General features: G+C 42.5%; 14 protein-coding genes. 8 read left to right on the forward strand and 6 right to left on the reverse strand.

Features of this window, described 5'->3' with window-relative positions; translation table 11 throughout:
- Positions 1 to 296: 296 nt before the first annotated feature.
- The 6 genes from ACOFKR_RS13470 (at position 297) to ACOFKR_RS13495 (ending at position 10,985) form a co-directional block, all read left to right on the forward strand.
- Entirely contained in the window at positions 297 to 875 is a 579-nt protein-coding gene (locus ACOFKR_RS13470; protein ID WP_419801324.1) for an RNA polymerase sigma factor, read from the forward strand.
- A gap of 84 nt (positions 876 to 959) precedes the next feature.
- Positions 960 to 2,135 (forward strand): FecR family protein, encoded by a 1,176-nt coding sequence (locus ACOFKR_RS13475; protein ID WP_419801325.1) that lies wholly within the window; start codon positions 960 to 962, stop codon positions 2,133 to 2,135.
- Positions 2,136 to 2,405: 270 nt separating this feature from the next.
- The gene (locus ACOFKR_RS13480) at positions 2,406 to 5,825 is read left to right on the forward strand and encodes a SusC/RagA family TonB-linked outer membrane protein (RefSeq protein ID WP_419801326.1); all 3,420 of its coding nucleotides are present in this window, start codon (positions 2,406 to 2,408) and stop codon (positions 5,823 to 5,825) included.
- Between the two features lie 20 nt (positions 5,826 to 5,845).
- Positions 5,846 to 7,339, forward strand: coding sequence for a RagB/SusD family nutrient uptake outer membrane protein (locus tag ACOFKR_RS13485; RefSeq protein WP_419801327.1), 1,494 nt, complete (start codon positions 5,846 to 5,848; stop codon positions 7,337 to 7,339).
- Between the two features lie 258 nt (positions 7,340 to 7,597).
- On the forward strand, positions 7,598 to 7,822 hold the full coding sequence (locus tag ACOFKR_RS13490; RefSeq protein WP_419801328.1) for a hypothetical protein: 225 nt from the start codon (positions 7,598 to 7,600) through the stop codon (positions 7,820 to 7,822).
- A 409-nt stretch (positions 7,823 to 8,231) separates the two neighbouring features.
- On the forward strand, positions 8,232 to 10,985 hold the full coding sequence (locus ACOFKR_RS13495) for a PAS domain S-box protein (RefSeq protein ID WP_419801329.1): 2,754 nt from the start codon (positions 8,232 to 8,234) through the stop codon (positions 10,983 to 10,985).
- 155 nt (positions 10,986 to 11,140) lie between these two features.
- Here the strand turns inward: ACOFKR_RS13495 and ACOFKR_RS13500 are convergent, their stop codons facing one another.
- Positions 11,141 to 12,583: a DUF6600 domain-containing protein gene (locus ACOFKR_RS13500; protein WP_419801330.1), complete on the reverse strand. Its 1,443-nt coding sequence runs from the start codon at positions 12,581 to 12,583 to the stop codon at positions 11,141 to 11,143.
- A gap of 182 nt (positions 12,584 to 12,765) precedes the next feature.
- Between ACOFKR_RS13500 and ACOFKR_RS13505 the strand changes: the two genes are divergently transcribed.
- Complete coding sequence (locus ACOFKR_RS13505; protein WP_419801331.1) at positions 12,766 to 13,728, forward strand: isopenicillin N synthase family dioxygenase; 963 nt, start codon at positions 12,766 to 12,768, stop codon at positions 13,726 to 13,728.
- 98 nt (positions 13,729 to 13,826) lie between these two features.
- Positions 13,827 to 15,335, forward strand: coding sequence for a glycosyltransferase family 39 protein (locus ACOFKR_RS13510; protein WP_419801332.1), 1,509 nt, complete (start codon positions 13,827 to 13,829; stop codon positions 15,333 to 15,335).
- 136 nt (positions 15,336 to 15,471) lie between these two features.
- Here the strand turns inward: ACOFKR_RS13510 and ACOFKR_RS13515 are convergent, their stop codons facing one another.
- The 5 genes from ACOFKR_RS13515 to ACOFKR_RS13535 all read right to left on the reverse strand — a co-directional run bounded on the left by ACOFKR_RS13515 (position 15,472) and on the right by ACOFKR_RS13535 (position 21,353).
- Positions 15,472 to 15,939: an RrF2 family transcriptional regulator gene (locus ACOFKR_RS13515; protein WP_419801333.1), complete on the reverse strand. Its 468-nt coding sequence runs from the start codon at positions 15,937 to 15,939 to the stop codon at positions 15,472 to 15,474.
- 61 nt (positions 15,940 to 16,000) lie between these two features.
- Positions 16,001 to 17,518, reverse strand: coding sequence for a TSUP family transporter (locus ACOFKR_RS13520; RefSeq protein ID WP_419801334.1), 1,518 nt, complete (start codon positions 17,516 to 17,518; stop codon positions 16,001 to 16,003).
- A gap of 15 nt (positions 17,519 to 17,533) precedes the next feature.
- Entirely contained in the window at positions 17,534 to 19,642 is a 2,109-nt protein-coding gene (locus ACOFKR_RS13525; protein WP_419801335.1) for a nitrite reductase, read from the reverse strand.
- Between the two features lie 94 nt (positions 19,643 to 19,736).
- Entirely contained in the window at positions 19,737 to 20,933 is a 1,197-nt protein-coding gene (locus ACOFKR_RS13530) for a trans-sulfuration enzyme family protein (RefSeq protein ID WP_419801336.1), read from the reverse strand.
- A gap of 6 nt (positions 20,934 to 20,939) precedes the next feature.
- On the reverse strand, positions 20,940 to 21,353 hold the full coding sequence (locus ACOFKR_RS13535; protein WP_419801337.1) for an OsmC family protein: 414 nt from the start codon (positions 21,351 to 21,353) through the stop codon (positions 20,940 to 20,942).
- Positions 21,354 to 21,487: the final 134 nt, after the last annotated feature.

Consider the following 21,487-nt stretch of genomic DNA (forward strand, 5'->3'; position numbering starts at 1 on the left):
ATTATTTAAAAACTAATTCAGGTTGATTTGAATTGATGCTTCTTTTATCACCTAAATTTTTGAGAATGATTAGTTTTTGCAAAAGCTACGGTCAATGTTTTAACACCTTGGGTCAACCTGCCGCAAATATACAAACTCTATAAAAACAGTAGAGTACATTTTGATATTTATTTTCCCGGATCAGCACACTTAAATTAATCAGCACTATAATTAAAGTACGCGCAGACCAGTTGTGCGAAATTTTTTTTTGAACAGGGAAAGTATTTTAATTAACTTTCGCCGCCAATTAAGTGCTTATGACCAATTATTCTTTTGAGAACGAGAAGGAATTGCTCCTGCTTGTGGCTGCGGGTAATGAGTTTGCTTTCCGAAAGCTGTTTAATTTGCATCATCAAAAACTGGGCGTTTATATTTACCGGATCACCGAAAACCGACAACTGGCCGAAGAAGTGGTGCAGGATGTATTTTTAAAAATTTGGTTAAGCCGGAAAGCACTGGAAAATGTACAAAATTTTAATGCTTACCTATTTACAGTATCTAAAAACCATGCTTTAAACTGCTTACGCCAGCAATCAAAAGAATGGCTGCACCAAAAAAAATGGTTTATAGAGCACGCGATTACAGAAAATACAGATACCGGAAATTATTACTGGCTGCTGGATAAAGCAATTGATCAGCTGCCGAAACAACAGCAAAAAATATATCTGCTAAGTCGGCACGAAAGGCTGAAATATGCAGAAATCGCCGCCAAACTAAACCTGTCCAAAGAAACTGTTAAAAAGTATTTAAAAATTGCCAAACATTCCATCACCAGTTATTTAATTGCACAGCATTTGCTTCCGCTTTTGCTGATGATGGCGATAAATATTTTTTAAAACGATACCCCCTTTTTTTCCTCAAATGTGTCTTACGGGTAAGGTCCTTCAACCTGTATTAAACCTGTTTTCAAATTATTTTATATGGATGAACTTTACTTCAGGCTGAATTACCTTTTGGATGTTTATCTGAACAAAAAGGCAACCGATCAGGAAAAAGATGAGTTGTTTGATTTCATCCGTCAATCTAAAAACGACGAAGGAATAAGCCGCTCTTTATTAAGTGCCTGGAACAATTTTCAATCTGAAAAAGACCTGTTTGAACCTGCCAAAAGCGAGCAGATCTTCAACAATATTTTATCCCGGCCGGAAGCGGTCTTTCAAACAAAAAACAACCGGCGGCTTTATTTTGCCGTAGCCGCAGTGGTGTGTTTTCTGGCTTTCGGGCTTCATTTTTTCAGTCTTAAAAAACCCAAACATCATCCGCTTATAACTAAAAACAAACCCGTGTACAACATTTTGCCGGGCAGCAACAAAGCGGTTTTAAAACTGGCCAACGGCAAAAGCATCATTTTGGACAATGCCCACGTTGGCACCATTGCCAACCTGGAAAATACCCGCATAAAAAAAGCACAGGACGGCTTGCTGGTGTACAACGCCGGGCGGCCGTATCTCAATCAGCCCCCCTCGATCAATACCATTACCACGCCGCGTGGCGGGCAATATCAAATTATTTTGCCAGACGGAAGCAAGGTTTGGTTAAATGCAGCTACCTCATTAAGTTTCCCTACCCGCTTTACCGGCAAATTGCGGCAGGTTTCGGTTTCCGGCGAGGCTTATTTTGAAGTGGCCAAAAATGCGGTGATGCCGTTTCAGGTGAAAACAGAACGTGCTAAAATTGAAGTGCTCGGAACGCATTTTAATGTGATGGCTTATGCCGATGAGCAAGACTCAAAAACCACTTTGCTGGAAGGTGCCATAAAAATAAACAGTAAAAACAGTATCAATATTTTAAAACCCGGCCAGCAGGCTTTAATAAACACAGCCGGACAGCAAGTGATTGATAATGAAGCAGATTTAGACGATGCTGTTGCCTGGAAAAACGGCATGTTTCAGTTTAAAGATGCCGGCATACAGGAAATTATGCGCCAGGTTTCCAGGTGGTACAACGTGCAGGTAAGTTACAAAGGGGAAATTACCAAAAGGCAGTTTACCGGCCGCATTGCCCGAAATGTGGATGCACCTGCTTTGCTGGCCATGCTGCAATATATGGGCGTACAGGCGGGCATAAAAAACGATCAGATTATTGTGGGTGATTAAATAATTTTTTTGCTGATATGAAAACAGGCATACTTCTTTTACCGGTATAAATTTATAGTGATAAAAGAAGCATCAGCCTGAAATAAGTTCTACTACAACTAACCGAATATTGACTAAAACCTAATGACCATGATTAAAAAAAACTGACAACCCGATAGCTCAAAAAGCTCAATTAAAAAAACCGGGATGTGTTGGCGCACATTGCCGGCAAATCTGAGCAGTCCGTTTACCGATTAAAAGCAAAATGTATTACTCAAACTTTTCGAATTTATGAATTTGAAACCTAAAACCATGCCTTTGGACGGCAGATTGCCCTCTAAAATTTTATTGATTATGAAACTGACCGCTGTTTTGGTATTTGCCTTTTTAAACCAGGTAAGTGCACATATTTACAGTCAGGTTGTAACACTGCATGAAAAAAAAGCAAGCGTTCAAAAAATCCTGAAATCTATTGAAAAACAAACCGGTTACCACTTTTTGTATGATAAACAGGAGGTTTCCCAGGCCAGCGGAATTGATATTGAAGCCGTGGCGCAACCGCTTGAAACGGTTTTAGACCGATGTTTCCGCGATCAGCAACTCACCTACAAAATATTTGAGTCCACCATTGTAATCAAGAAAAAAGAGGAGGTAAAAACAGCACAGGCCATCACCGTTCAGGGTTCTGTATCCGATGCCAAAGGGCCGCTTCCGGGCGTAACTGTACGGCTTAAAGGTACAGATGTGGCCACCGTTACCGATGTTTCCGGAAAGTACCGCTTATCATCACCCAGCAACACCGGCACGCTGGTTTTCAGCTTTGTTGGGTACAATCCGCAGGAAATTGCCATTAACAACCGTACGGTAATTAATGTAGTTTTAACCGAATCATCAAAAGCATTAAGCGAAGTGGTTGTGGTTGGCTACGGTACACAACGGCGGGTGGATTTAACCGGATCTGTAGGGAGTGTAAGTGCCAAACAATTGCAGGAACGGCCGCAAACCAACTTAGAGCAGGAACTGGCCGGAAAAATCCCCGGTGTAAATGTAAGCACCAACTCCGGCGAGCCCGGTGGCGATACTCGGATCAGGATCCGTGGCTACAGTTCGATCAATACCAGCACCGATCCGTTATATGTAGTGGATGGGATTGTGTGGACTTCCGGCGGAAATGCCATCAACCCAAATGATATCGCTACGATTGATGTATTGAAAGATGCTTCTTCTACAGCAATTTATGGTACGCGCGGTGCCAACGGCGTAATTTTGATCACCACCAAAAGAGGTTCAAAAAACAGGCCAAGCACGGTTAGTTACGATAGTTATGTAAGTGTAAGCAACATGGCCAAAGAATTGCCTGTATTAAATGCCAAGCAGTTTTTAGCCGTGGAAGACCAATCTTACGCTAACATCAAAAAATATGACCCGGTAGGTTGGGCAGCAGGAAAGTATGTAAACGATGACCCGAAGGTGATCCGTACAGCTTTGATCGGTAAATTGTTCGATACCAATTTGAACCCTTTGTATGATGTGGACTGGCAAAAAGCCACTACACGAACTGCATACAGCCAGAACCACAACCTTAGTTTTACCGGCGGCAGCGAAAACATCAATTATGGCCTGTTTTTAAATTATGCCGATGATGAAGGGATTATCCTGAACAGTTACCTGAAACGCTATAACGCCCGTTTAACACTTGATAATACCATCAAACCCTGGCTAAAAGTTGGTGCCACGTTAAATTACAACGCACAGGACCAGCGTTTGGGCAATTACGGAACAGGTGGCAACAATATTCCTCGGATGCTGATCGAAATGATCCCGATTGTGCCCATTACTTATCCTGACGGAACGTATGGCAAAAGAACAGATTACCCGAACATGGAAGGCGGCGACAACCCGGTTGCGCAAACACGGGAAATCCAAAGGATTGCACAACTCCGCTTATTTAGTGGAAATGGTTATGCCAACATCAATATAGTAAAAGGGCTTGAATTCAGAAGTGTACTTGGTGTAACAACTGCTGCAAATTATTACCCAAGTTCTTCAAGTGGCTTGGTTGGCGGCTCTACAATATCGCAATCTTACAGTTCTGCTTCACTGAATGAAAACAACAATGTATTTTGGCAATGGCAAAACTATTTTACTTACAGCAATACATTCAATAAAATACACTCGTTAAACGTAGTAGTTGGTACAGAAAGACAAAATTTCCAGCAATTGGGTTTTGGTACTTCTACACAAAGTTTGTCTGATAATTTTTATCAGTTTTATAATCTGGGTGCGGGTTCTATTCCGGGTTTGCCTTCATCAGGTTATACGGCCTGGCAAATGCAATCCTATTATGGCCGGGTAAACTATGGCTATCGCGATAAATACCTGTTAACGGTAACCGGCCGTACAGACGGATCATCGCGCTTTGGTGCAAATGTAAAATATGGTTTCTTCCCTTCCGCAGCACTGGCCTGGCGCGTTTCGCAGGAAGATTTTTTGAAAGACAACAAAACCATTTCTGATTTAAAGCTGAGGTTCAGCTACGGCCTCACCGGAAACTCAGAAATCGGCCAGTATCAATCTTTAGCCAATATCAACACAACCAATTATGTGTTTGGCGGCCAGCAAAGTATAGGTACTACACAAACCAGTATTGGCAACCCTGATTTGCAATGGGAAAAAACGGCGGAATATGATTTGGGGGCTTCTTTTGGTTTGTTTGATAACAGGATTACCATTGAAGCGGATGCTTACGTAAAAAAAACACAGGCACTTTTGCTGAATGCACCTTTGCCGGAAACCAGTGGTTTTACCAGTGTTTACAAAAATATTGGCCGACTGCAAAATAGGGGTTTAGAGTTTGCCTTAAACACTGTTAATATTAAAAGCAAAGATTTCAGCTGGAACAGCACCTTTAACATATCCTTTTTACAAAACAAAATATTGGCCTTGGGCGCATCTAATGATGACATTTTTTTAGGGCCAACGTTTCTTTCGCAGTTTAATTTGATGCGGGTTGGTTTGCCTGCAGGCAGTTTCTACGGTTATAAAGTTTTGGGCACCTGGGGAACAAGTGAAGCCGCTCAGGCAGCAAAATATGGTTTGTTGCCGGGCGATTTGAAAATCCAGGACACTAACGGTGATGGCAGGGTTACGGCTGCGGACAAAGTGGTACTGGGAAAATCCATCCCTGATGGTTACGGTACTTTCAGCAATAATTTTACCTACAAAAACATCGACCTGGGCGTAGAACTTCAGTTTAATTATGGTAATCAGATCATGAACCTGACCAAGCACTCCGGCCAGGACCGTACCGGGCAGGCCAATAGCTATGCCACCGTTTTGGATGCCTGGACGCCAACCAATCAAAATACGTTTATTGCTGAAGACCGGCCTGCGTATGTGCGTTATCAAACAGAAATTTATTCTACCAAAGTAGAAAACGGATCATTTATTCGTGGCCGGGCCGTAACGCTGGGTTATAATTTCTCCAACAATGTACTAAAAACCATTAAACTAAGCCGGTTGCGGGTATATGCACAGGCACAAAACCTTTTTGTGATCACCAAATATACCGGCTATGACCCGGAAGTTTCCACCTACAACGGTTCTGTAAACTTTAACCAGGGCGCATCCAGCAACTTTACCCAAAACATCCAATTTTATGATTATCCAAAGCCCAGAACTTTCTTGCTTGGTGTAAATGCTACTTTTTAATTAATGTAAACACAGCTATCATGAAACATCATATCAATAAATATCCTGTCTTTTTGTTATTGCTTTCGGTTATATGCTTCGGCAGTTGTAAAAAATACCTGGACGAAAAAGACAATAGCAATTTTGTTAAAACCAATTATTTTACCAGCGGCTCCCAGGCGCAAACGTTTGTAAACGGCATTTATACTTCGCTTTATCTTTTTCAAAACGGAGATGCTTATGGAGAAAGTCCGTTTATCACCATAGAGCTTTTTGCCGGCCATACCACTTCTCTCGGCCAAAGTGTGAACAACAGCAACGTGATTAACCAGCGCACTGATGCCGTAAACCCTGGTTTTGAAGATGTTTGGCAAAACAGTTATGTTGGTATTTCTAACGCCAACCTGGCACTGCAGCAAATCCCGGCGATCAGCATGGACGAAACCCTGAAGAAAAAGCTGCTGGGCGAAACACATTTTTTACGTGCCTTTTTTTACTATCATTTGGTGCGTTTATATGGTGATGTACCGCTGATTACCGAACCGGTTACCGTAAACAGTGCTACGTTATACCCGGAAAGATCTGCGGCAGCATCTGTTTATGATCTAATTATCAGCGATTTGCAGGCTGCCCAAACTTCCGGCCTGCCGGCAGCAGATCAGACCGGAAGGGTTTCCCTCGGTGCCGTTAACACTTTGCTGGCCAGCGTTTATTTAACAACTGCCGGTTATCCGATGCAAAAAACAGAAAATTATGCCAAAGCAGCCGCCACAGCAGCGTTGGTTTTGCCATCGTACACCTTGTTTGATAAGTATGATTACCTGCATGACAATGCGCACAAAAACCAGGGCGAACTGATTTTTCAAAACCAGTATCTGGTTGGGGTGAGGACTAACGCAATATCGCAGTTAACCCTTCCTTTCAATTTACCGGTTGGTGCTTATGGCGATCATTATGGTGCTATGGTACCTACAAATGCGTTCTTTAACAGTTATGAAGCCAACGATCTGCGGGCACAGGAACGGCAGTTCTATTTTTCAAGCTACCCGCAATATGGCGATCCTTCAAAAACGGTCGTATTTGGTGTGCATGCGCTTTATAAATATTTTCATGTGGAAAGTGCGCTCGGAAACGGTATCTGTGATGAAAACTGGACTTTTTTACGCCTGCCCGAAGCTATGCTGATTTATGCAGAAGCAACCAACGAAGTGAACGGCCCAACCGATGCAGCTTACACGCAGATTAATTTGATCAGGGCAAGGGCAAAACTGCCCCCGCTGGCCGGTTTAAGTAAAGATCAGTTTAGGACAGCCATCTGGAAAGAACGTTACCACGAGCTGGCCTACGAAAATAAAGCGTACTTTGACATCCAGCGCACGCACCAGATTTATAATGTGCTAAACAACACTTTTGGCGATGCCACCACAACCGCAAATGAGCAAGGCGTAACCATGAAAGCGCAATATTATTTATGGCCTGTGCCGCAGCGCGAAATCAACACAAACAATAAACTTAAACAAAACCCGGGCTGGTGATTTAGCCGGGCAAAAGAAGTATATCAACGCTGTCAGGTTGTAAAAAGCTTGACAGCGTTTTGCATACAATGCTTCTTTTACCGTATAAATTTTGAGCTTTAATTGGTCTTTTACTGATTTTATACCGATAAAAGAAGCATCCGTTTTTTAAATAGCTGGTGAGGATTATTGGTTTGACGATAAAAAACACTTTCTTTGAATATCAATCAACATTAAACTATAGCCGACAAAGTGCGTTAACGTTTAAAATATTTTAAGATGAACAATTTTTTCCGGACCATTATTGCAGCCTGGGGTGCCAAAAAATTAGGTGGTGGCTGCTTGTCAACAGTTGTTATTTTTGTGGTGATTTACACTTTGTTGGGCAAATGCAACAACCAACCCGCACATGCCGCTGCCCGTCCGGCTTATTTAAAAACGCAGCTTAACCGAAACCCAAACCCGGTAAAACAACCGGTTGCCCAGTTTAATTTTTTTAGGTAGATACTTCTTTTATCAGGGTAAAATTGGTGATAGGTTTTTGGGATTGTGCAGATCTTTAGCTATAAAAAACCTGGGTCTTTGGCTTAGTTAGTGCCGAAAAACCAGAATCTGTTTCAGGTAAAATTATTTTGTAAATTTTTTTCAGGACTGACACTGCATTACCGGAAACCAATATCTTGCCTTTTAAAAAATTCCGGTTTTATGGCCAATCTGTTTTTGCCGCCCTCAGCTATAAGTTTATAATGACGATTAGTTAAACGGCATTGTTGTTTAGTTATATTTTTTATGGATAAAATCTGCTATTTTTAAGCTTCAGTCCGTTTTAGGCTTTTTTAATTTTATAACTTTAATAGCTGCAATACGTAGGAAAAGGATTAACAAACAATACTGTTCAACAGATTTCGGTACGATGATTATCTTAGAAGAAGAAAGGTTAAAAGCCCTGTTTGCCTATAATCTGTTGGATACCGAAGCTGAAAAGCAGTATGACGCGATCACTAACCTGGCCTGCTACATCTGCAACACCAAAATGGCGGTCATCAGCCTGATCGATGATCATCGCATGTGGATCAAATCAAAAGCAGGCACTGATCTATGTGAAATTCCTAAAAACCTTTCTTTTTGCAAATACACGATCCGGCAAAATTCGCTGCTCGAAATACCGGATACTTTACTGGATGAACGCGTTAAAAATCACCCGTTTGTTACTGGCGAAAATGCTGTGCGTTATTATGCCGGCATAGCTTTGATCAATCCGGAAGGGTATGCTTTAGGCACTATTTGTGTTTTTGATGAAGTGCCCAATGCGCTTAACGATAAGCAAAAGCAGGCATTGCAATTTCTGGCCGAAGAAACGGTAATGCACATGGAAGCTTTTAAAAAAAACCGGGAACTGAAAGCGCTGGTAGAAAAACAGCAGCAGTTTCAATCTTTGTTCAACAATTCGGGCGAGATCCATTGCATATCCGACCGCGAAGGTAAAATAGCGTTTATCAACGGTTCTGCAGAGCAATTACTGGGCTACAAAGCCGAAGAATTTCTGGGTCGGTCTTTATTGGATTTTTGCGCACCGAACGATCAGCAGATGATGCAGAACTTGCAGCAAAGTTTTGCCCGGGGCGAAGACAAATTTGAGTTTTTAACAAAAATGGTTACCAAAAATGGCGATATCAGGTGGTTTTCAATCAATAATGTAAACCAAAACAACCTGTGGTTAAGCAATGCGCGGGACGTAACTAAAGAGATTTTAGCAGAGCGGGAGTTAAAACAACTTTCTCTGGTGGCCAGCCATGTAAACAGTGGTGTGATAATTAATGATGCCAACAACAAAATTTTATGGGTAAACAAAGCATTTAAAAAAATTACCGGCTTTGATTTAGCGGAAGTTAAGGGCAAAAAACTCCGCAATGTGTTGGTTGGGGAACAGAGCGATAAAAAATTATTGGCATTTGCAGAAGAACAGTCTAACCTTAAAACTGCTTTTCAGATAGAAGTTTTAGGTTATAAAAAAAGCACCGAACCCATCTGGCTGTCCATCGTCAACTCGATTATTCCGGACGATAACGAAACGGGCAAAAGCATCGAGATTATTGAAGATGTTTCTGAACGTAAACAAGCTGACGCAGAAATGCAAACGCTATCGGTTGCGGTACAAAAATCGGCAGCTGGCGTGTTGGTTCGGGATGGCGGAGAACGTGTGATCTGGATGAACGAAGCCTTAGAACAACTGCTTGGGTGGCAATTGCACGAACTTAAAGGTTTAGTGCTGACTGATCAATTTTATGGGGAAAAAACCAATTTGGAACAGATTAAAATAGCCAAGCAGGCCGTTCTGCAAAAAAAACCATACGAAATTGAAGCGGCCTTGTACTCCAAAACCGGAAAATTGGTCTGGCTTTCCATCTACAACAACCCGCTGCTGGACGATCAAGGCAATGTAAGCAGGCAGTTAAGCATCATGACGGATATTACCTTGCGTAAAAATGCCGAGCAGGAACTGATCCGTACGCGGGAAGAAGCTGTGCAGCTTGGCCGTGCCAAAGAAACATTTATCTCGGTGATGAGCCACGAAATCCGCACGCCGATCAATGCCATTATCGGTATGAGCCGAATTTTGCTGGAAGAAAACCCTGCTCCTGCACAGCTGGACCACTTAAATATTTTAAAGTTTTCTTCGGAGAATTTGCTGAAGCTGGTAAACGATGTTTTAGATTTTACCAAAATGGAAACCGGCAACATGCAATTAGAATCGGCCCCGGTAAATCTAAAAGAACTGGCCACGCAAACCTTGCATACGTTGAGTTTTAAGCTCGAAAACAAAAAATTTGATTTGAATTTAGTGCTTGATCCGCTCATTCCGGAAGTTGTTATGGCAGACAGTACACGCCTGTACCAGATTTTAATCAACCTGCTGGGCAACGCCATTAAATTTACAGAACAGGGCGAAGTAAAACTTTCCATCCAATTAGAACAGGAAAATACAGAAGCCGCACTGATCAGTTTCTGCGTTTCGGATACCGGGATCGGCATTCAACAAGATAAACTGCAATCCATTTTTGAAGCTTATACGCAAGCCTCAACAGATACTACACGCAAATACGGGGGCACCGGCCTGGGGTTAACCGTTACCAAAAAACTGATCGAACTACACCAATCCACCATTGAAGTAAAAAGCGAATATGGCAAAGGATCGCAGTTCTGCTTCAAAATAAATTTTGAAAAAGCCGCTTCTCAAATTCAAAAACCGGTTAATACCTTTTCATACAAACCGCTTGAGGCCAATGTTTTAGTGGCGGATGACAACCAGATTAACCGTATGCTGGCCAAAAAGATACTGGTTAAATGGGGCATTGAAGCCGATTTTGCCGCAACCGGGATTGAAGCTTACGAGATGGCGATGGTTAAAGATTATGATTTGATTTTGATGGATTTGCATATGCCCGTGATGGACGGCCTGGAAGCAACCAAAATGATCCGGAAACAGCCGCAGGAAAAATACAAAAGCATTCCGATTATTGCTTTAACGGGCAGCGAATTTGGGCTGGATTTAGAAAACCTGCACCAGGAAGGCTTAACTGATCATTTTTTAAAACCCTACACGCCCGAAGGTTTGTACAACAAGATCAGGCCGTATCTGCACCAAACAGAAACCGTTGTGCCATAATCCCTTCCTGAAAAATGCCCGATAAAAACAGCATCAACTCATTTATTTATTTTTTGGGATACTGTTTTTACCGGGTATTTTTCGGGCTGTTTTTAAATCAATCCCTTTAAACAAAAAAGCTTTCCCGGTTGCAGAAAAGCTTTGTCAAATCATTTTTAACCCCGGTTGCGTTCTCGCATTTCCGGTTGGCCTGTCCGCTGTTCCGGTTGCTGGCGTTGTTCCGGTTGCTGGCGTTGTTCCGGCTGGCGTTGCTGCTGCGGAAACTGCCGCTGCTGGCTTTGAGGCTGTGGCTGATTTTGAGGTTGAAAGATTGCACGGTCGTCCCGGTTTCTGTTCCGGTCAAAACCGCTTGATCGCCGCCAGTCGTTTTGCTGTGGGTTTTGATTTTGGTTAGGTTGATTTCCCCTTCCGCCAAAAGAACCTGCGGGATTGTTTCCGTTTTGATTTTGGTGAGGTTGATTCTCCGGATTACGGTTCCTTCCTCTAAAACCCGGATCATTATTTCCGTTTTGATTCTGGTTAGGTTGATCTGCCGGATTACGGTTCCTTCCGCCAAAAGAAGCCGAAGGATCATTACCGGTTGGGGTATTTATCGCGCCAGAACTTTGCCTGCCATAATTTGGGTTTTGGTTAGGGAAATTTCTTTGCGGAAGCTGGTTTCGGTTTGGATAACTGCCATTGTTTCTGCCAAAACCGTTAGTATTTGAAGGATAATTTTGTGAATTTCCACGATTGTTCCTGCCGTTAAAGCCATTATTAGAATCAGCGTTGTTGCCATTGCTGAAACCCTGATTACGGTTATAACTGCCGCGATTGATTATCCGGTTTGGCTCTGGCCGGTTGCCATTATTGTTAAATGCAACCTGTGGCCGGTAAATGTTGATGGTATTGTTACGGATTCTGGCACTGCCCGGCCGCCTGCTGTCGTTGATATTGTAAATATTTATCGGCGCGTTGGTATAACGGCGCACATCATCCGCCCGCGGGCCAAAAACATACCTGCGGCTGTTGCTATTATAACTATTGTTGATGATGGTACTACTGCGGATGATGCTGTAATTTCTGCCGGCCGGTAAGTAATAACGGTAAATATTTGGTTCATAAACATATCTGCGTGGCGCAAAAACCCAGTAATTGTCCGGCTCATAATATCCGGAACCGAAAGAAACATCAATATCAATACCCGGCCCAAGCGGTGCCCAGCCGTAATAATCACCGCCGGTGCGCCAGTTTACCCAGGCCGGCCCCCATTCTGTCCCCGGGATCCACTCCCAGCCGTAATCATTGGCAAAACGCCAGCGGCCGTAATGGAAAGCTGCCCAGCCCCAATCATAATCAGAAACCCAGGTATTTCCGTATTCGGTGGCTGCCCAATGTCCGTTGGTGGCATAAGGTTTAAAATCCGGGCCAGCATCCGGTGCCCAAACGTAGCCCAGTTCCGGGTCGTCAATCCATTGCCCGTAAGGCTCCAGTTCATCATAAAAAGTTTGCATCGAAACTGGCGCGCCAGGTTGTGCTGCCGCTTGTTGTATGCTGAAGCCATGCATCGCCATAACAGCAACGAAAGCCACTAAAGTTTTTTTGAATATGTTTTTCATGATGATGGTAATCAGGCTTTGAATGATATTTGTTCGACTGTAATCCGTTGTTTTCGTTTAATTAACAGCCATTTATATTGATCGATGCTGTTTTTACAAGGTATTTTTCATTGTCAGAATCTATCAGGCAGCACTTGCAAATCCTTTAGAATAAGTAATTTTACCGGCAAATTGTCCCTGATATGAAAACTGTAAATATCCCGCGTGTAGATTTAAACACATACATAAACGGCTCCGCAGAAGATAAAAAACACTTCTCAAACGAAATTGGCCAAGCGTTTAACGATACCGGTTTCATCACCATAAGCAATCATGGTTTAAGCAAAGAACTGATTACCAAACTGTACGAGCAAATGCAACAACTGTTTTCTTTGCCGGATGAGATCAAATTCAGTTACGAAAAACCCGAACTTGCCGGGCAGCGCGGCTACACCAGCAAAGGCCGCGAAAAAGCAAAAGATTCTAAAACGCCGGACCTGAAAGAGTTTTGGCAAATTGGGCAAACGGTTACCGATAACGATCCGGTAAAAGGGCTTTATCCCGAAAATTTAACGGTAAAAGAACTACCCGGGTTCAACCCAATCACACGCGAAGTTTACCAAAAATTAGAGCAGGCTGGCGGTCATCTCCTGCGCGCGATTGCCGTTTATTTGAATTTACCCGAAAATTATTTTGACGATAAAGTGCACAACGGCAACTCCATTTTGCGCGGCATCCACTATTTTCGGATAGAAAACCCCGAACTTGTTGCTGATGATGCCGTGCGGGCAGGCGCACATGAAGACATCAACCTGATTACTTTATTAATTGGCGCAAGTGCAGATGGCTTGGAGGTTTTAACGCGAGACGGCGGTTGGTTCCCGGTAAAAGCACACGGCGACGATATTGTGGTAAATGTAGGCGATATGCTGCAACGTTTAACCAACAATAAATTGCGTTCTACCACGCATCGTGTAGTTAATCCGCCGCGCGAAATGATGAAAACTTCCCGTTATTCGGTACCGTTTTTCCTTCACCCAAAATCAACTGTTAGTCTGGCTTGTTTGGATACTTGCATTGACCCAGAACATCCAAAAGCTTATCCTGATGCTACTGCCGGGGAATATCTGGACGAACGTTTGCGTGAAATTGGATTGAAATCCTAAGTTTTAGGTGGTAAAAGAAGCATTAAAAAAGCAACTTTTTTTGATGCTTTTGTCATTTCGACCGGTGGGAGAAATCTTCTTCGGTGCGAATAAATTTGATGAAGATAGAGATGACAGAAAATTATAGAATGAACTATCTTTCCAACTTCTCCAAACAGCATCCTTTTATAACAATTTTATTTGCCTTCCAGCTTTTTCGGTTGCTGTTGCTGCCGTTTTTTGGGTTGATGCCGCAGGATGCTTATTATACTTTTTACGGCGAACATTTAGCACTTTCTTACTTCGATCATCCCGGGATGATCGGTTACTTGTTGAGATTGTTCATCACCATTTTCGGGAAACATGTTTTTGTGATCAAACTCACGGATTTTGTAGTTACTTCTGCAACCTTGTTTGCTTTTTACAACTTGGCCGGATTGTTTTTGTCCAAGCGAAAACAAAACCTGGCAATTGCATTGTTCGGTTCCACATTTCTGGCTTCGGTTATTTCAACCATTTCCACGCCAGACGTTCCGCTTCTGCTATTTTGGACTTTAAGTCTTATCGCAATATATCATGCTGTTTTTATGAGGCAAAAGTTGGCATGGTTGCTGGCCGGTTTGCTGATGGGTCTGGCTTTCGATAGTAAATACACAGCTGTTTTACTCCAATTTGGATTGATTTTATTTCTTGTCTTTTCCAACAAATACCGAAAGAATTTACTTTCCGGTTGGTTTTGGCTGGCGATGCTAATTTCAATCCTGGTTACGTTCCCGGTTTTTTACTGGAATTATCAGCACGATTTTGTATCGTTTTTATTTCAATCCAAAACCCGGACCGGCGATATTTCCAAGTTCCAATTGAAGCCAACTTTATTTTTGGGCACAATTGGCACGCAAATGTTTTTATTGCTTCCGGTTGCTTTCTGCGGATTGGTGTTGTTCGCTTTCAAATTCATCAAAAAAGTATTATTTAAATGGACTTTGCCAAGCGATGAAATACTGTTTTTACTTTGCTTTTTTTTACCGGGATTTCTTGGATTCTTTCTGATTAGTCCAATTTATTGGGTAAAAATCAATTGGATGATGCCAAGTTATATTACCGGATTGATTTTCCTTGCTGTTTTTATCGGCACAAAATCTGCAAAGGTCAATATTTGGCTGGCTGCAATTTTACATGTTGCTTTTGCAATCGAAGTTATCTTTTATCCAATACAAATCAAAAGCGACGATACTTGGTTTGGTTGGAACCAATTGGCCAATCGCGTAGAAATCCTACAAAAATCTTATCCAAACACTTTCATTTTTTCTGCCGATGGATACAAAACCAGCGCGGAACTGAGCTTTTTCCTTTCGCAGAAAATCTATGCGCAAAATATTTTCAACCAACCTGCTTTGCAGTTTGATTATGTTGGTACAAACGTGCTTCTTTTACAAGGTAAAAATGCGCTTTTCATCGATTCTGATCCAGGTTTCCATGATCTTTTAAAAAGTAAAATTGTTCCGCCGGAGTTGAAAACTTACTTTAATAAAATTGAGCAATTGGAACCAATCATCATTAAAAACGGAAATCAAAACGTCCGGAAATTTTGGGTTTATTATTGCAAAGGTTATCAGGTTTTGAAGTGATGCAAGTATGCGTTGTCATTTCGATCGAAGAAAGAAATCTTCACTTAAGCGTCAAATCGAGGGTTAGTTGAAATCAAAACCAAAGCAACTGAAGGTTTGCTAAAAAAGCTTGCTTCTTTTATCGGCATAAATTACTTCATCCCACAACCCTATCATCCGGGACTTTTCCTTCCTGCTTTGCCAAAGTATTTTCCCGGTAAACCATATCGGCAATACTGGTATCGCCCAAAATTTTTAAAGTCGCGTCGCGCACGTTCAACATCACATCGCGGATGCCGCAATAATGCTCGTCCACACATTCGGCACATTTTTCGTAAAAATTGAGGCTTACGCAAGGCAATAGCGCAATCGGACCGTCAATAATGCGGATAATGGCCGAAAGCTTGATTTCTTCAGCTGTTTTTAGCAGGTAATATCCGCCGCCAGCACCTTTTTTACTGCTTAAAAAACCACCGCGCTTCAATTCGAGCAAAATGGCTTCCAGGAATTTTTTCGGAAGTTGGTCGCCTTTTGCAATATCCGCAATCAACATTGGCTTGTTTTCCGTGTTTCTGGCCAGTGCCATCAAGGCTTTTACAGCGTATTTTGTTTTTTTGGTGAGCAAAGGATCAGGTTTGAATCGATTTCGACTTAAACAAAAATAGCAATTTTGAGCAATCGGAGGTTTATATAAAAATCGTGGAAACTATCCGCAGCGAAACCAGGATCACGATTACGCCTACAAAAAGCATTAGTGTTTTTACCGGCAGTTTATTAGAAATGCGCACGGCAATCGGCGCGGCGATCAACCCACCCAAAACCAAACCTAAAATCACCTGAAAATGATGCAGGCCGATCAAGACAATAAACGTAATGGCACTCGTAAAAGCCACGCAGCCTTTGGTCAAAGTAGATGAACCAATAGTATAACGCGGGTTGCGGCCGCCTGCAATCAATCCGGTCGTAACGATCGGCCCCCAGCCGCCGCCGCCAATGGCATCTAATAATCCGCCAAATCCGGCCAGCCAGCCGATCTTTTTAATCTTTGTTTTCGAGCGCGTTTTGTTGAGTGCTTTACGGATAATCAGCACACCTAAAAACAAGGTATAACAGCCGACAATTGGTTTTATATAATGACTATATCCGTGCAGCGATGATAAAATAGTGGCACCGGTCACCGCGCCGATAATGCCGGGAATTAACAACGTTTTAAATAATTTTAGATTGACATTGCCTGATTTCCAATGCATTAAACCTGCCGCGCCGGTATTAAAAACCTCGGAAGCATGGACGCTCGCGCTCGCCGCAGCTGGCGGAATACCGAGCGAAAGCAGGAAAGTTGTTGATGTAACGCCATAAGCCATTCCGCAGGCACCATCAATCAGCGAAGCGATAAAACCACCGAGCATGTACAGTAAAAGTTGCTGATTAAATTGTTCAGATATCCAACTTTGGGCAACTAAAACCCCTTTTCCACTAAAAAAAACAAATAGTAAATGACCCAAAATCATCAAACTTATCGCTGATAATATGGTAAAAGTTATCGCTATTGGCCGTGTGATCTTAACTTTTGCAGGTTGTTCTTTTTCCGGCTGCTGCCCGTTTACCAAACCGGAAGTGATAGCGTTCAACTGTTTTACTTTATCCGAAAAATCGCCGTTTAATTTCTGGCGGATTTGCGTCATGTTCGTCAACACTTCATCAATTTCCGCAGGGAAAGTTTCACTTAAAACTTCCTTGACACGTTTGGCCACCGTTGGAGATTTCCCGTTGGTGGAAATGGCAATTTTCAGATTACCTTTTTGTACGACAGAACTGAGATAGAAATCGCAAATCGCGGGCGTATCTGCAACATTGACCAACAGGTTTTTCGCTTTGCAAAGTTTGTAAATTTCCAGTCCAACGTGCTTATCATCGATCGCCACGATCACTAAATCGCGTTCCTGCAAATCCGTTTGGGCAAAGGCGCGTTCCTCAAAACAGATGCTTCTTTTATCGGCAAATTCTTTGATTTCCGCAGAAACCTCGCGCCCAACCAGCTTCACATTGGCATTCGGGCAATTGCCAAAAATCGCTTCCAGCTTTTCCATCGCCACATAACCGCCGCCAACCAGCAAAATATTCAGCTTGTCGGGCTTTAAAAAAACCGGGAAAAGCGTGTTTACTTCTTTCGCTTTTTGGCTAATTACTTCCTGCGTTTCCATGCTGTTTTTAGCAGGTTAAAAAACGGTTTTTTCAATTAATTGCGCATTCCTGAAATCAGCGGATTTTTGCTTAAACAACTTGGATTGTTTCATATAATAAGCTGCAAAATCTTCGGAAGGTTCCTGCTGGTTGATCTGGTAAACCAAATCTTCAAAATTAATATCGAGGTCAATTTTGTTGTTTTCTACAAAGTTTATATTGAAATCGGTAATGATGCCGGCCTGCGTGTTTGTTTTGATGTTTTCTGAAATAAGCAGCGCTTTTGCCGTATGTACGAAAGCCGAATACGCGTAATAAATGCTGTCTGCAAAATCCATTGCCTTAAAAGAAGCATCTGCATTATTCAGTTTTTCGTCGGATTCCAGCAGCAAAGTTGCCACCAAATCAATCATCACGCCGGCACATTCGCCAACACCAATTTCTGTTTTATAAGGTTCGGAATGTTCCCAATCGACAAAATCGTCCGGCGTAACAGTTTTGGTGTCGCCCAGCGGATTTAGCAAATCGTAGAAATATATTTTGCCCTGTCGGTTATAATATTGGTTAAAAAGTTCGCCTTCAATTGAATTTTCCTGATAATCGTACAACAAATTGCGTAACACCTGCGGACCGCGTTTACTAGGCACTTTAATCACTTTGTCTGCCGCAACTCCTGCACCGTTTCCCGTTGGGCCGCCGCCTAAAAGAACTTGCAAGGCAGGCGCAACGATCTTGTCAATCTTCATGCTCGAACCGTGGAAACCGATGCTGGCCATCGCGTGTTGCGCACAGGAATTGATGCAGCCGCTGATTTTAATCTTGATATCGGTATTGTAAATCAGATCCGGAAACTCGTTTTTCATCACTTTTTCCAATTCACGCGTGATTCCTGTACTATTGGAAATCCCCAGATTACAAGTGTCCGTTCCCGGGCAGGAGGTAATATCGGCCATACTTTCAAAGCCCGGTTCGGCCAGGTTTAATTTGTTCAATTCTTCAAAAACATAAGGCAGGTTTTCTTCGCGGACGAATTTTAGCAACATGCCTTGCGTGTTGGTCAAACGGATATCATCGGCCGCTGCTGTTTTTACTAAGTGAATTAACTGGCGTGCAGTTGGTGTTCTAATATCTCCATTTTGGATACGCAAACCAATCGCTATAAATCCGGCTTGTTTCTGCGGAAAAATGTTCGTTTTAAGCCACCTTTCATATTTCTGCGGATCAGTAATTTCCGCGGAGAAAATCTCATTTTGCGGAATAATAGTTTCGTGCTCAAACGTGCTGATCTCGTAGGTCTTACTTTTCAAAGCCAAGCGTTCGGCTTCTGCTAAACGGATCAATTCTTCGGCACCAATTTCCTGCACCAAGTATTTCATCCGCGCTTTGTGGCGTTTGTTGCGCTCGCCATAACGGTCGAAAACACGCAAAACAGCTTCCGTAAAAGGAATAATCTGGTTTACAGGCATAAAATCGGTAACGGCATCGGCCATGTACGGCTGAGAACCTAATCCGCCGCCAATCACTACCCTGAAACCTCTTATTTCTACGCCGTTTTCTATTTTTACCTTCGGGACAAAACCTAAATCGTGCATAAAAGCAAAGGCTGAATCGTCCTCCGAAGAAGAAAAAGCAATTTTGAACTTCCGGCCCATTTCCTGGCAAATCGGGTTCCGTAAAAAGTAAGCAAAAACAGCGTGTGCATAAGGCGAAACATCAAAAGGTTCTTTTGGGTCGATGCCTGCCATTGCCGAAGCGGTTACATTTCGGACGGTATTGCCGCAGGCTTCGCGCAAGGTAATATCGTCTTCTTCCAATTCGGCCCACAATTGCGGTGTTCTGTCTAAACTCACAAAATGGATTTGAATGTCCTGCCGCGTGGTAATGTGCAAATTGCCGGTAGCATATTCATCAGAAACATCGCTGATCTTGCTCAGTTGCTGCGTCGAAATTTTCCCATAAGGCAATTTGATGCGCACCATTTGCACGCCCTGCTGCCGCTGACCGTAAACGCCGCGCGCCAAACGCAAGCTGCGGAATTTTTCTTCGTCTATTTTTCCTTCGTGAAAAAGGCGGATTTTTTTTTCGAGATCGATGATATCTTTTTCAACAACCGGGTTTTCCAACTCCGTCCTAAAACTCTGCATAATAGTCTATAGATTTAATATACAATTATTGGTTTTTTATACCGATAAAAGAAGCATTAAGGTCTAATACTTCTTTTATCACCTAAATTTTACTTTAATAAGATGCTGTTTCCGGCTCCAAAACCGAAGCTTTCAACGCTTGCTCAATATCCTGCAAAATATCATCAACATGCTCTAAACCAATTGATAAACGGATGGTTCCTTGCTCAATTCCAACTTCATTGCGTTGTTCTTCCGTTAGTTTTGAATGTGTGCTGCTTGCCGGATGTGTGGCGATAGAACGTGTATCGCCCAAGTTTGCCGAAATAGAAAATAGCTGCAACGCATCTAAAAACTTTGCTGCTCTTTCCAGTCCACCTTTTGGCACAAAAGTGATGATTCCGCCGCCTGCTTTCATTTGTTTTTTGGCGATTTCGTACTGCGGATGCGAAGGTAAAAACGGATATTTCACAAATTTTACTTCCGGATTGGTTTCTAAAATTACAGCTACTTTTAATGCGCTTTCGCAATGTCTGTCCATCCTAACCGCTAAAGTTTCCAAGCTTTTACTTAACAACCAGGAATTAAAAGGCGATAAAGACGGGCCGGAATGACGTGCAAAACCTTCAATTTCCCTAATCAGTTCATTTCTACCTAAAATGATGCCGCCTAAAGCGCGGCCTTGCCCGTCAATAAATTTTGTTGCCGAATGAATGGACAAATCTGTTCCGTACTTGATCGGCTGCTGCAAATATGGCGTCGCAAAACAATTGTCCACAACCAACAACGCTTTGTGTTTTTTAGCGAAATTGCCCAGCCATTCCAGATCGATAATATCAATTCCCGGATTTGAAGGCGTTTCTACATAAATTAATTTAGTATTCGTCTTGATGATATTTTCCCAATCTTCGGTTTTGTCCAGATCAGCATAAGAATAACTCACGCCCCATTTCGGGAAAATATTGTGCAGCAACTGATGCGTGGAACCGAAAACAGAGCGGCTGGAAAGTACGTGGTCGCCCTGCTTTAAAAACGTGGCGAACGTGGTAAAAATAGCAGCCATGCCCGTTGCCGTTGCCCAGCCGTCTTCTGCGCCTTCCAAAATAGCCATTTTGGTGATAAATTCATCCACATTAGGGTTGGCATAACGGCTGTAGATATTTCCTTCCTGCTCGCCGGTAAACAAAGCGCGCATTTCTTCTGCATCATCAAATTTGTAACTTGATGTCATGTAGATCGGTGCCGAATGTTCTTTATGCTGACTGCGTTCCATTTGCGTACGAACGGCCTGGGTTTCAAAATGTTGGCTCATTTTTATTTAGTTGAGTTTATAGGAGAAATTAATTTTTGCGGTTTTGTTCAGGATTTGCGCCACCGAGCAATATTTATCAAAAGTCAGTTGCAAGGCACGCTGTATTTTTGCTTCGTTTACCGCACCAAAAACATGAAACTCAATATCAATGGTTTCAAACAAAGACGGTTCTTGTCCTTCAAAACGTTTAGCATCAATGCTGATTTTTAAATCTTCGATCGGTTCTTTTTGCTTTTTGAGGATGGAAATCATATCGATCGCGCTACACCCGCCCAAACCGGCCAACACGGTTTCCATTGGCCTGAAACCTTTGTTTTCGCCACCAATTGCCGGGTTTGCATCCATATTTAACGTGTTGCCCTGATCATTTTCGGCTTCAAAATGGTAGGCGTTGTTTTTTCTGCTAAGGTTGATTTGCATTTTCTTTGTTGTATTTTTTGAGTTGCGGGTTGTTTGGGTTCTTGCTTTCTGTCACTTCGACCCCAGGGAGAAATCTTCTTCAAATATCAATGCTTCTTTTATCGGCATAAATCCTCTTTCGCTTTAATGAAGAT

The sequence above is a fragment of the Mucilaginibacter sp. genome (assembly GCF_965201005.1).
GTDB lineage: Bacteria > Bacteroidota > Bacteroidia > Sphingobacteriales > Sphingobacteriaceae > Mucilaginibacter_A.

Coding starts and splice junctions, on each gene's coding strand:
- ACOFKR_RS13470 (WP_419801324.1), top strand. CDS start 297: ATGACCAATTATTCTTTTGAGAACGAGAAGGAATTGCTCCTGCTTGTG.
- ACOFKR_RS13475 (WP_419801325.1), top strand. CDS start 960: ATGGATGAACTTTACTTCAGGCTGAATTACCTTTTGGATGTTTATCTG.
- ACOFKR_RS13480 (WP_419801326.1), top strand. CDS start 2,406: ATGAATTTGAAACCTAAAACCATGCCTTTGGACGGCAGATTGCCCTCT.
- ACOFKR_RS13485 (WP_419801327.1), top strand. CDS start 5,846: ATGAAACATCATATCAATAAATATCCTGTCTTTTTGTTATTGCTTTCG.
- ACOFKR_RS13490 (WP_419801328.1), top strand. CDS start 7,598: ATGAACAATTTTTTCCGGACCATTATTGCAGCCTGGGGTGCCAAAAAA.
- ACOFKR_RS13495 (WP_419801329.1), top strand. CDS start 8,232: ATGATTATCTTAGAAGAAGAAAGGTTAAAAGCCCTGTTTGCCTATAAT.
- ACOFKR_RS13500 (WP_419801330.1), bottom strand. CDS start 12,583: ATGAAAAACATATTCAAAAAAACTTTAGTGGCTTTCGTTGCTGTTATG.
- ACOFKR_RS13505 (WP_419801331.1), top strand. CDS start 12,766: ATGAAAACTGTAAATATCCCGCGTGTAGATTTAAACACATACATAAAC.
- ACOFKR_RS13510 (WP_419801332.1), top strand. CDS start 13,827: ATGAAGATAGAGATGACAGAAAATTATAGAATGAACTATCTTTCCAAC.
- ACOFKR_RS13520 (WP_419801334.1), bottom strand. CDS start 17,518: ATGGAAACGCAGGAAGTAATTAGCCAAAAAGCGAAAGAAGTAAACACG.
- ACOFKR_RS13525 (WP_419801335.1), bottom strand. CDS start 19,642: ATGCAGAGTTTTAGGACGGAGTTGGAAAACCCGGTTGTTGAAAAAGAT.
- ACOFKR_RS13530 (WP_419801336.1), bottom strand. CDS start 20,933: ATGAGCCAACATTTTGAAACCCAGGCCGTTCGTACGCAAATGGAACGC.
- ACOFKR_RS13535 (WP_419801337.1), bottom strand. CDS start 21,353: ATGCAAATCAACCTTAGCAGAAAAAACAACGCCTACCATTTTGAAGCC.